This is a genomic window from Pseudonocardia charpentierae, assembly GCF_031845345.1.
Lineage (GTDB): Bacteria > Actinomycetota > Actinomycetes > Mycobacteriales > Pseudonocardiaceae > Pseudonocardia > Pseudonocardia charpentierae.
Map to the genome: position 1 here is coordinate 23,493 of NZ_JAVREJ010000025.1, position 11,895 is coordinate 35,387.

Annotated in this window: 7 protein-coding genes; 2 read left to right on the plus strand and 5 right to left on the minus strand. The window is 65.2% G+C overall.

Annotated features, from left to right (window positions below; genetic code table 11):
• Positions 1 to 91 precede the first annotated feature (91 nt).
• Positions 92 to 427 carry an ASCH domain-containing protein gene (locus RM445_RS26455; protein WP_311559572.1) on the plus strand — a complete coding sequence of 112 codons (336 nt, stop codon included), beginning with the start codon at positions 92 to 94 and terminating at the stop codon, positions 425 to 427.
• 214 nt (positions 428 to 641) lie between these two features.
• Here RM445_RS26455 and RM445_RS26460 read toward each other — a convergent pair whose 3' ends face one another.
• Both RM445_RS26460 and RM445_RS26465 read right to left on the minus strand, forming a co-directional pair.
• The gene (locus tag RM445_RS26460) at positions 642 to 845 is read right to left on the minus strand and encodes a helix-turn-helix transcriptional regulator (RefSeq protein ID WP_311559573.1); all 204 of its coding nucleotides are present in this window, start codon (positions 843 to 845) and stop codon (positions 642 to 644) included.
• A 2,142-nt stretch (positions 846 to 2,987) separates the two neighbouring features.
• Positions 2,988 to 3,716: a hypothetical protein gene (locus tag RM445_RS26465; RefSeq protein WP_311559574.1), complete on the minus strand. Its 729-nt coding sequence runs from the start codon at positions 3,714 to 3,716 to the stop codon at positions 2,988 to 2,990.
• Between the two features lie 218 nt (positions 3,717 to 3,934).
• On the opposite strand from RM445_RS26465, the gene RM445_RS26470 reads away from it, so the two are divergent.
• Positions 3,935 to 6,343, plus strand: a complete 2,409-nt coding sequence (locus RM445_RS26470) for a serine/threonine-protein kinase (RefSeq protein ID WP_311559575.1) — start codon at positions 3,935 to 3,937, stop codon at positions 6,341 to 6,343.
• Positions 6,344 to 6,489: 146 nt separating this feature from the next.
• Here the strand turns inward: RM445_RS26470 and RM445_RS26475 are convergent, their stop codons facing one another.
• The 3 genes from RM445_RS26475 to RM445_RS26485 form a co-directional block, all read right to left on the minus strand.
• Positions 6,490 to 8,820: an ATP-binding cassette domain-containing protein gene (locus RM445_RS26475; RefSeq protein ID WP_397469404.1), complete on the minus strand. Its 2,331-nt coding sequence runs from the start codon at positions 8,818 to 8,820 to the stop codon at positions 6,490 to 6,492.
• A gap of 1,399 nt (positions 8,821 to 10,219) precedes the next feature.
• On the minus strand, positions 10,220 to 11,032 hold the full coding sequence (locus RM445_RS26480; RefSeq protein ID WP_311559577.1) for an alpha/beta fold hydrolase: 813 nt from the start codon (positions 11,030 to 11,032) through the stop codon (positions 10,220 to 10,222).
• Positions 11,033 to 11,508: 476 nt separating this feature from the next.
• On the minus strand, positions 11,509 to 11,784 hold the full coding sequence (locus RM445_RS26485) for a DUF4242 domain-containing protein (protein WP_311559578.1): 276 nt from the start codon (positions 11,782 to 11,784) through the stop codon (positions 11,509 to 11,511).
• Between the last annotated feature and the right edge of the window lie 111 nt (positions 11,785 to 11,895).

Below are 11,895 nucleotides of genomic sequence, written 5' to 3' on the forward strand. Positions count from 1 at the left end.
ACGGTCGACCTGCGGGAGGTTGGCTGCTAGAGCGCCTGCGGGCGTGGCTGCCCGACCCGTATTTTGACCAGATGTGCAGACCCTTCACCTGATGGACTCGCGCTTCCCGGCGCTGCTGCGGGGCGAGAAGACCGACACCATCAGGCTCGACGAGGGAGACATCGAGCCGGGGTTCCTGTGCTATGTGAACTGGCCGTTCGAGGACCAGCGTGTCGTGGTTTATGTGACCTCGGTGGAGTACCTACCGTTGCGGGAGGTGGCGGGACGGACGCGGGACGACGTTGAGCAGCCGACGCCTGAGGAGTTGCTCGATCGGATGCGCGTCTACTACCCGCAGATCACTCTCGACACGGTTGTTCTGTACGTCGAGCATCTGACACCGGAAGAGACTCGGCGGCGGTGGTCGGGCGTCACCCCGCCAGATTGAGTAGCTGCCGGCGGACGGCGACGGGCGCCTCGCTCCGCTGCTCTCTGGTCCGGTCGAGGTCGCCGGATAATGCCTGGGTTTGCCCCGAGTTTCGTCGAATCGACCTACGTGACCACATCCAGCCCGCGGTCGCGGGTGCCTGCCCAGTCGAGGAGCTGCAGGGTGGGTGTGGTCATGTCGCGTAGCCCGCCTTCTTGCCGAGCGGCGGCGAGCTTCACCGGCGTCCACGGATCGCGCGTTGCTCGGCCTGTTCGACGGCTGCTCGTGCCCGTTCGGCGCCGTCGCTGGTCAGCCGGTAGTAGCGACGTGGGGGAGTGGCGCGGTCGGGGAGGTAGTCGAGGCGGTTCTCCAGCCATCCCCAGCCCTCGAGTCGGACGAGGATCCCGTACATGGTGCCGTGGGCGATGCCGGAGCTCAACGACCACCTCTTTGACAGCCAACTCAGCAACGACGACCGCGACCGCATCGCCTCAGACCACGCGCAACTCGTCGCCGAGATCCGATTCCACGCCGCGGCTAACCCTGCTCCGACGGCTGACGTCCGGCCGGAGCGCAATCGAAGTTGACGGACCTTCTGGAACTCCACGGGGGTCAACTTCACAGGACGTGAGACGGCGTCGGAAGCGGACCGCACTCGGCGAGATCCAGAAGCGCTCGCACGGCCGGGTCTGACCAGCGCTGGAGATCGCCGTGAATGTCGTGCCACGGTGGCAGGTCGGCATCGGCACGCGCCGAAGCCGAGGTAGCATGCGAGGACGGGATGTTGGAAGGCATAGCGGCAAGAATCGGGCGCCATGACGCCGCGGCACAGCGTGTGACCCCCCGAGGCGGGGTGGGGGAATCCCTACGGCTCAGCTCGGCGGTCAGTGTTCGGCGAAGACCGCAAGCGGTGGTGCTGGTCTGTCGGTAGTGACCACTGATGACTGGTATCCGGCCTCAAGGCTCAGCTGACCACCGCGACCATATTCAGCCTCTGCGCAGACTTGATGCTGCTCCGCGAATCGCCGTCGTCACGTTCAACCGTGTGCGCTCTGGGACGTTTGGCGCTCGGTGGGGACTTTCCGTACCGCGTGCTGGGGGAGGTCACCCGCGTGGTCGGGGGCGCGCACCATCGTCACGCCCATGCCGGTCCAGAAAGCGAGCCGGTGCCGGGATGGCTCAGAGTCGTGGAGACGATCGGCAGACATGCACCCAGTGTGAAATCAGCCCCAACAGCGGGGACGCGACCGCTCAGGGAGTGGCTTCCTTACCAGCGGTGCCGATCTGCGCTCGTGGGTGGCGCCTCTAGCGGAGGTCCACCTCGGGATGGTCGACCCAGGCAACTCAGCGGGGCCAAGCCGGAGATCCTGCAGCTTCTTAACGTGGATCCCGACCGCCAGAAGTGACGCCGCTGACTGACGGAAATTGCTTCCGCGGGCGGCGTCACTTCTGGACTCTGGTCAAGCTCTGAGACGCGTACCCGCGCTCACTTGAACTGCCCGTCCTACGGTTAGTCGCAGGTCAGCTTGACGACCGGACTGTACTCCTGCTGGCTGGAAGGCGCTGCTCCAATAGCCTTGCCCTTGCCGTTCTTGTCGCCTTCCTCGAAGTCGCTCTTGAGTCCAACTACGGCCATTTTCACTCGGTAAGAATGAGTGCCTTTGCGACATCCCATCGTTACCTGCTGTGAAACATTTCCGCTGTCGGCGTACTTCCAGAGAAACTCATACTTTCCGTGATTGCGCGTTTCCCAGTTGCATCCCCACGTGCCGCATGCTTTTGTCTGCATTTGAAAAGCTACTTGCGAGCTGCAGGTTCCCCAGCTTTGAAGGGCAATGAGCTATCAGCCCTTACGACGTCCCCATCCACATATGGAGTCCCGATGTCGGCCTTGCCTAGAATCGGCGGTGCGAGCGCCCCCGTGCCGAATCGGACGGCATTGTCGAGTACGCCACCCCATCCCTTACAGGTATCCTTCGGGCTCGCTAAGTAGGCAACGGGGGCGCTCGCCAAGGCGGATCCAGTCCCAACTGTACTCAGCATGATCAGAATTACGGCGAGGACTCCAGAAGTCCACCTCAGATGGTGCTTCATCACTCTCTCCCTTGGTCAGGACTACCCTTGGTACTTCGGGCACTCTTCGTCGTGGTGCTGCCTAGATTGCACACGCACGGCGTGTCAACAACTTCTATGTCCGCACTGCTGCGTGGAATCCGCTGACGTCACGACATGTACATGGCCAATTCTGCCGTGTGTGCAAGTCAGTGCATCGAGTAACTTGCTTGACGATCTGGCCGCGTTATCGCCACGCAGACGCATGAGGCGAGAATCATCAAAAAAGCGTAGTCGCCTGAAGATCGGTTGGGAGCGCCGGCTTTGTCAAGGCTGATGTCACGGCTTCTATTACAGATGGCTAGATGGCCTATGTCAGCCCTGCTCTGGAGCAGGTGCCTGCCGAGCGACGTTGTGGGCGGAACCTGGGCGGCCTGACGCACCCACGGCAATGAGCACGTGCAGGTAGGTCAGATCAGTGATGCCGACCCGGCGTCCCACCCGAGCAACTCGGCCTTCTCGAGGTTCGTCAGTCCCGATCTGCGACTGGTGGAAACCCGGCGAGGCTGCAGTACCCGTGCGTCGGCGGGCGTACGTAGCCAGCGGCAACGAGCAGGTGAAGATAGGAAGGATCGGTGACGCCGACCGCCCGATCGAGTCCAAGGAGCTCGGCCTTGGTGCGGGCTCCTTCGAGCCTCACCTTGACTGCAGAGGCCGTGATGCCGAGTCGGCGGCCGGCCTGCTTGAGTTGCAGTGGCTCGCCGGGAATCAGGGGTGGTGGCCAGGCGAGTATCGCCTCGAAGACCGTCGCGATCGCTTGCTGTTCCGCCGGGGTGAGTGGCCGAGGTGGGTCGGCTTGCAAGGTTGTGCCGGTGGCCTGATTCCGGCCAGAGCCGTCGATGGAGTACTGGTCGCATTCGAGGAGGACCCAGTGGCGGGCGTCGGGTTCAGCGCCCAGAACGCGCAGCCCGATCAGCGGCCAGTGCAGGCGGACATCAGCTGTTGCGCGGAGCGGGGCCAGACCCCAGGGGTGGATGAGGATGCCGTTGCGGGAGGTGTCTTTGATCGTCCAGCCTTCGGACGTCGCGGTGACCGTGGCGACTACGCGGGAGATGCCGCTGTCGACGACATCGACACCGACCACGACGTGTCCGGCTCGTCCAACGGTGACTTGCTGGTCGAGGCTGACGCCGGTTGTCGTAGTCACCGGCGCATTGCTGGGTGTGCCTTCGCGGACGGTGATCCACGCGTCGGTCATGAACCTGCCTCGGGTTCGGGGCTCCTGCAGCCAACGCACATCGCGCCAGCGTCGTAGATGAAGCCAGGATGCCCGGGGGGAGGGGTCTCCCGAGTGCCGCATCATCAGAAGTGTTGAGGGCTGCACCGGTGTCCGGCGTGATCGGTGCTCGAGCCGTAATGTGAACGGGGTGGCTAGCGAATCCATAGCCGTGCAGCCCCTCTCACCGCTTGCCGTGTATGGCTGAGGATTGGTTCGGTCCGTACCGGCTCGACGCCCTTCTGGGCCGCGGTGGCATGGGGGAGGTGTACCGGGCCTTCGACGCCGAGCACGAGCGTGTCGTGGCGCTGAAGCGGCTCGCTCCTCATCTGGCGGACGACCCCGACTTCCGGGCCCGGTTCAAGCAGGAAGCCCGTTTGGCTGCGCGGTTGCGCAACCCGCACATCATCACGATCCACCGGTTCGGTGAGCTGGCCGGGCACCTGTTCATCGACATGCGCTTCGTCGAGGGTTTCGACGCGGGAGATCTGATCAAGGCCGTCGGCCCGCTGGCGCCGCAGCGCACGGTGGCGCTCGTCGAGCAGGTGGCCAGCGCCCTCGACACGGCTCATACGGCTGGGCTTGTCCATCGCGATGTGAAGCCGTCGAACCTGCTGCTTGATCGCGAGGTCAGCCAGCAGCTCGGCGACTTCATCTACCTGGCGGACTTCGGCATCACCCGCTCAAGCGGCAGCACCCGAAGTTACTCGTTGACCCGCACCGGTGCGCTGCTCGGCAGCCTGGACTACATGGCGCCTGAGCAGTTCGACGGTGTGGTCGACAAGCGTGTCGATATCTACGCCTTGACGTGTGTGTTCTTTGAGCTGCTCACCGGCAAGAAGCCTTACCACGGGGCTGGGCTGCCCGCGCTGATGCACGCGCACGTGAACGTGGCACCACCAGAGCCGTCCGGGTTCAACGCCGACCTCGGGACGGCCTTCGATGACGTCATCAGCCGAGGTATGGCCAAGAACCCAGTCGACCGCTTCCACAGCGCGGGCGAGCTCGCCACTGCGGCCCGTGCAGCGCTCGCCGGCGTCGATCCCTCGGCCGAGCGTGAGGGGTCGGACGTCGGGTCGGGAACGTCGCAACGTGCTCGAGATGCTGAGTACGCATTCGTCGTCGAGCAGAAGCAACGCGAGCGGATCGAGTTCTCCGGCCGTCATGTGCTGATCGAGGACGAATTCTCGGATGACGAGGCAGAGGCCGATGCCAGTCGGGAGGGTGTCGCCGGGAACGCTCCGGTGCCGGCCACCGCGACGGTGACCGACCTGGGCGACAGCGTGACAGAGCGACACACACAGGGAGCGGCCGGCGAAGACGTCGACACCGTCTGGAACGCGCCAGGGGACGCCCCCGATGCCGTCGGCGAGGCCTGGGGCGGATCGGATCGTTCCGAGGCGACGACGAGCGGCGGTTCTTCGGCGCGCGCGGTAGCACCGGTGCCGGCCGCCGTGGCGCCGCTCGAAGCCATCACTGTCGAACACGCAAGACGTCCGACGAGCAGCGACAAGTCGGGTCGGAACCGTGTGCTGCTGTCCGCGCTCGCGGTCGTCGCCGTACTCGTACTGGTCGTCGCTGTGATTGCAAATCCTTTCAGCAGCAACGAAGGACCGGGCGGCGACGCGGGAGTCGGACCAGTGTCAGTCGCGCCGCAGGCTGCAGCCCCGGCTGAACCGGCGGCGCCCACGGTTGCCACCAGCACTGGCAGCCCGACCGTTCGCACTGTGCTGAAGGTGGGGCAGAGCCCTCAGGGCGTCGTCGTCTCCCCGGACAGCTCGACGATCTTCGTCGCCAACATCGAATCCCGATTCCTCTCAATGATCAACATGACCACGCCCCCCTTGTCGGCGACGATCCCGATGCCCGGCACCCCGCGGTATGTCGCAGTGAGCCCGGACGGGCTCCACGCCTACGTGGGCATGTACACCGGCGACGGTGCGGACAGCGCCGTCGCGGTCGTCGACACTGCCGGCAAGGCGGTGAGCTCGGTCGTGGCCAGCGGGCCGCAGCCTTACGCGCTGGCCACGGGCCCGAACGGTGACATCTTCGTTCCCAACCACGGCGCATCCGATGTGTCGATCCTCGACAGCGCGACCTTGACAATCGGTCCCACGGTCACGGTTCAGCCGAACCCGCACGGCGTCGCGTTCGCCCCGTCGATCAACCGGGCCTACACCGCCAACCACGAGTCGAACAGCGTCAGCGTCATCGACCTGGCATCGAACACGGTCGTCGACACCATTCCCGTCGGCCAGAGCCCGCACAGCGTCGCGGTGTCCCCGGACGGTCGGCTCCTCGCAGCCGCGAACTTCGCCGACGCGACCGTGACGTTCATCGACACGGCCACCAACAAGGTCACAGGGACCAACCCGGCGGGCACCACTCCGCAACACCTAGCTTTCGCCGCCGACAGCAAGCACCTCTACGTCGTCAACGAGGACGCCGACGCGATCTCCACGATCGACCCGTCCACCGGAGCCATCGTGTCGACCACGGCCGGGGGCAAGAGCCCCCGCTACGTAGCCGCGTCCCCGGACGGCCGGACCATCTACGTATCCAACGGTGACGACGGAACCGTGTCCGTACTCGACGCTTCCGACTCATGATCGTCGGAGCGAGCCACAGCATCTGACGTCAACATCCGCGCTTGGGCGGGACTGCTGGACCGCCGGCCGCGACGAGCTCAGAGCTCACCAGAATCGCTCGATGGCTGCCATCCCGTCGTTCTCGCGGGACCGGCGCAATGGAGAAGTCACACTCTCCGGGCGGTTCCAAGTTTCGGGTCCAGCCGCGCCAGACTGAGCACTACGAGCCCGAGCGAAACGACTGCGGTGATGGCGAGCGCGACCAGGTCGCTCAACCAGGTGCCAGCGAGGTGCTGCCAAGCTGGGTCGACCGGAGGATGTGTCAGGTTGGTGAGCCCAGCTGTCGCGGCGGCCATCGAGAAGCCCCAACGTGACGGGACGAGCCACGCGATCTGGTCGAGCACCGGCCGGTCATGGACGCTGAACAGCCCACCGCACAAGATCAGCTGCGCCATGATCAGCAGCACGAGGAGCGGCATTCCGCGGTCAGCGTTGTCGATGGCCGCGGAGACGACCAGCCCGGTGAGCATGCTGGCAAGGGCGACCGCGACCACAGCGACGAGGTTCTCCAGCGTGCCCCGGCTCAGGACGAGCGCCTCGTCCGGCCCGCTGCGGCCGAGGAGCGCCAGTGCGGTGAACAGGATTGCCTGAAGGCCCGTCACCCCGCCCAGAACGGCAACCTTGGAGGCCACGTACGCGGCGAGCGACAGGCCGACGGCTCGCTCCCGCCGATAGATCGGCCGCTCCTTCACCAACTCGCGGACCGACGCTGCGGCCCCCATGAGCGCCGCACCGAGGATGAGCACCAGCAGCAGCTGGCGCGGTTGCGGATCCCCGGCCGCCAGGGCGGCGCGAGTGGAGAGCCCGGCCGAACCGGGCACCGATCGAGCCAGCAGACTGAGGACCAGAGGAAGAGCCGCGAGGAACCCCATGTATGCGCGGTCGGAGGCGATGACCACCAGGTAGCGCCGCATCAGCACGAAGAACTGCATCAGCTGACGTCGTGCGCCCGCCGGACTTGACGCGAATCGAGTGACCGGCGGCACCGGCGGGCGCCGCAGCGGCGCCACGGTCGCGTGGTGGAGCGACTGTCGAAATTGCTGTGCCCAGTACCCGCCCGGCCGCTCGCTGAGCATCAGGAAGATGTCCGCGAAGTCCTTCTTGCCGAAATAGCGCAGTGCCTCGTCCGGTCTGCCGAAGAAAGCCACTCGGCCGCCGGCGGCGAGGACGAGCACACGGTCGCACAGGTGGACGTTGTCCACGTTATGTGTAGTGACCACGACGGTGCGGTCGTCGTCGGCCAACTTCCGCAGGGTGTGCATGACCGAGCGGTCCAGTCCGGGGTCGAGCCCCGAGGTCGGTTCGTCGAGGAACAGCAGCGACGGCTTGGTGAGCAACTCGAGCGCGACGCTCGTGCGCTTGCGCTGGCCACCGGACAGGCTGCTGATCCGCTGGTCAGCCTGCTCGGTCAGGTCCAGCTCGGCGAGTACCTCCGTCACCCTGCTGCGACGGGCGGCGGCATCGACGTCAGCGGCGAACCGCAGACGTGCGGCGAAGGCCAGCGCTTGGCGGACAGTGAGCTGGGTGTGCAGCACGTCGTCTTGTGGGACGAATGCGAGGCGATGGCGCAGTTCGTCGTAGTCGCGATAGAGGTCGCGGCCGGCGTAGTGAACGGTGCCTCGGTCAGCGGGGCGGTTCCCCACCAGCGCGTTGAGCAGCGTGGACTTGCCCGCTCCACTGGGCCCGATCACCGCGAGCAGACCCCGTCCGGGCAGGGTGAAGCTGACCGACTGGAGAAGTGTCTGTCCCGTGGCTGTGGTGACGGTGAGGTCGTCGGCCGCGAAAGTGCCACCCCCGGACTCGACGAACGGCGACAGACGGCCGCCGCGTAGTTGCAGCAGGCCACGCCCAACCCCGATGACGTCCCGCTCGGTCACCGTCGCATCCGTGATGCGCCGTCCGTTGACGAAGGTGCCGTTGCTGCTCCGGAGGTCGGTGAGCCGCCAACCCTCCGGTGTGCGCTCGAGGCGAGCGTGTCGGCGGGATACCAGGAGGTCGTCGAGTACAACGTCGTTGCCGACTAAACGCCCGATCGTGATGGTCGACAGGCGGGCCTGCTGCATGGCGGACGGTCGGCTATGCGCCACGGTTGTCGACGTGTGGTCGACGTGTGCGCCGACGCCTCGCGGATGCAGTTCGATCCGCTGACCGTTGGACATGCCACCGAGCAACAGCGTCGTCGGGGCGGTGAACGTGACTGCGCTGATTCGCTGGCTGCCGTCGAATGTGCCGTTGCGGCTGTGGTCGACGGCTGTCCAGCCCTGCGAGGCATGTTCGAGGATGAGGTGTCGGCGAGACACCCGCGGGTGGTCGAGGACGAGATCGACACCGGCGCCCCGGCCGAGGACGAACTGCTGGGTCGGAGCGACGGTCACGTGCCGGCCGCCCACGACCACCTCCAGCGCTGCAGCCGCACATGCCACCGTTGTGCCATTCATCGGGGCTGTCCTTCGCTGCTTGTAGTGAATGAGATTTGGTCAGGGATGCGTCTGCTCGCAGAGGCCCTTGATGTGCATGGTCCCGAGCCACGAATCCCCACCGACGGCGACAGCAAGGCGGTAGGTGGCGCACCACGCCCCACTGGTCGCGTCGTTCCCCGCGGGCACGTTCGGTGCCGACCCGTCGGCCTCCGTCGAAGCGGACGTGCTGGACTGCGTCTCCACCCGCACCGTCGTGGAGCCGTCAGTGCCGGACGCCGCCCCGGCGGCCGAACTCGCTGAGTTGGCTCCGGCAGGGGAAGCAGCCGCGGTGGTGCCAACAGTTGCAGTACCTGCCGGGCCTCCCTCGGCGGCGAATGCCAGGCCGGTAGATGCGACCGCCAGTCCGGCGGCGACGGCGACGATGGTGGCAGTACGACGGATGGTGTACACGAGGTCCTCGCTTGTGTTTGTCGGTTCCGACCGGTGCTGTTTCCGGCCGAACACCATTCGACTGCCTTGGCGTGTAGACGTCACTCCTGCTCTGGAGCAGCACGAGCCGTACAGCGCTGGCATCCCATCTGCCACCGGGCTCACGCGGGATGGTCGGCGCGGCGGTCCTGTATCGCCGCGGTCTCGCACACGGGGTGCTGCACATTCTTGGGACCAACGTGGGACCTCACGTCACGGGCGGCGAGTTGCGACCTGCGCGAATGTCACGTCGTACATCGTGTCCCTAGCGCGTTGACGTGCAGAAACGCCTGAACTGAAGTTCTGGGGGTCAAGGGGTCGCAGGTTCAAATCCTGTCGTCCCGACGCGGCGAACGAAGGCGGTACTCGATCATCGAGTGCCGCCCTCGACGCGTCTAGCTGCGAAAACGTCCAACTAGTCGATCACACCTTGCCTGGTGAGATCAACTTTAGATCATCTTCAGCAGATGCCTTCGGGCCTCCATGGGTACCAGGCCCAGATCAACTCATCGCGCACGACGTGCATCGGCGCTCAACTCGAGATTCCGGAACGAGGGAGAGGGCTTCAGATCCGGCAACATCGCTCGTGGGGCGTGTAAGCAATGAGCCTCTGAGCTGCGGCGATGTCGCGTTGCAATCTCGGATCGGCGCCGCACAGCAGCAGTACGACTGATGATCCCCGTAGCGCTATAGACCGCTGGTCAAGGTAGTTGGCAGCGGCCGGTTGCTCTCGATGAGCGCGGCGGTTCTCTCGGCTTAACCCGGTGACGAGCAGGGCCTGCGCGAAGGGCTCGGCGATCCGGCCGATCTGCTGGTCGCCGTCCCCCGAACGTGCACGACTAGTTTGGCAGGCGCACCACCAGCGGTCCTCGGTCGAGATCCGGTCGGTACGCCTCGCCTTTGGCGCGGTGCGGACGCCGAGCTGGAATCGTGCCGAACGAATGCACCCCTAACGGTTGAGGTTGGCCAGGATCGGGCGCATGGTCTCTGCGAGCGCTCGAGGGTGTGAAGCCTGGGGTACGTGCGATCCGGGTGTTTCGATCAGCGGTGCTCGTAGACCGTCGGCGAGCCATCTGGAAGATTCGTAGAAGATGTGGCGTAAGGCTTCTGGGTCGCGATTCTCTACGCCGGTGGCGACCACGCATGGCAGTCGGACGGCCGACAACTCTTCTAGCGTGGGGCGGTACTCGGTGAGGGCTTCGAGTTCCAGGCCGAAGAAGACTTCGCCGTTGCCGAGCATCCTGTTGCGAAGGCTGAGGTCGAACGATTCAAAGACCTCGTCGCCGGCGACCCACCGCAAGAGCAGTTCTGCGGCCATCGGTGGGCCGCCCTTCGCCATCCCCTCCTCGATGAGTTGTCGCAGGCGGACATCATCCTCTGACGGCGTGGCTGTTGCGTAGAGGGGCTCGTGGAAGATCGCAGCACGCAGCACCTCAGGGTGACGCAGCACAAGGCTGGTGAGGATAACCGCGCCTTGGCTGTTGCCGTGAGCGACGGCTGGAGCGAGATCGAGTGCCGTGAGCAGTTCGGCGGCGTCGTCGGCTTGCTGGTCGATCGGGGCCGCCGTCCAATTCTTCGGTCGAGGACTGCGCGAGTTGCCGCGGCGGTCGTAGGTCAGCACCGTGTAGGCGTCGAACAGGGTTTCGGCAACCTCAGTCCAGAGCCCGGCGTCGCCGGTAAAACCCGAGATGAACAGCAGGGCGGGGCCACGTCCCCGAAGCTCGTAGTAAAGAGTAGTGTCGTTGACCGAAATTAAGGCCATGTCGATCCCCTCCCGACGTTCACCTGCGGAACTCCTCGATGAATCCGCAGCTACTTTACGAGTTCTGTCGGCAAATCCGGTGGCTCGAATGTCGGCTGAGTAGATTAGTCGTCCTACTGGGACGCTCGAGCCGCAACTCTAGGCCGATGCGACGTTCGACGTGCAATACGTGCCCCGCTCGACGCCGTCCAGCAGAGGGGTGTCGACGGGATCGTGTGTCGTAGGGTGGCAAAGTCTCGCTATGCACCGTTGAAGCTGTCACTCGGTCTTCTTGAATGCCCACGCGGGCTACTCGGACGATGTGGCTGTGCAGATCTCAATCGTGAGCGAAAGTCTGCCGGCGAAGAGGACCTGAACTGCGGTCATCAATTGTTTCGGTCGAGTCTGCGTATCGAACGCGGTGTTTCCCTTCGCGGCAACTACTTGCCGATACCCGCCGTGGCTGTCCGTGATCACGAGTTCGGCGGTTGGGTTGGTCAAGTCTGGGCGGACGCGGGATCAAGGATGGCCTCGACTTTGCTCACTCGGTCTGCGGGAAACCCGCTCAGCTCGGCGTGCTCGTAGACGGCGCGTTCGTTCTCGGCGATGTAGACGCAGTACACCTTGTCGCCGGTGATGAAGCTCTGCTGCCATTGAGCCCTGGGCGCCATGGTGGACAGGACGTCGTTCGACGTCTGTGCGGCTGCGCGCAGCTCCTCGGCCGACTGCGAACCGATCCCGGGGATCTCGCGTTCGATCATGTACTTGGGCATCGCTGTTCTCCTTCGTTGCGGCCTCCGGGTCGGTGGCCTGGAACGAAAGCTAGGGTGCGCGAGGCAGTGTCCGAATCGGCGGCATTGCGCAGTCACAATCTGGACTAGTGG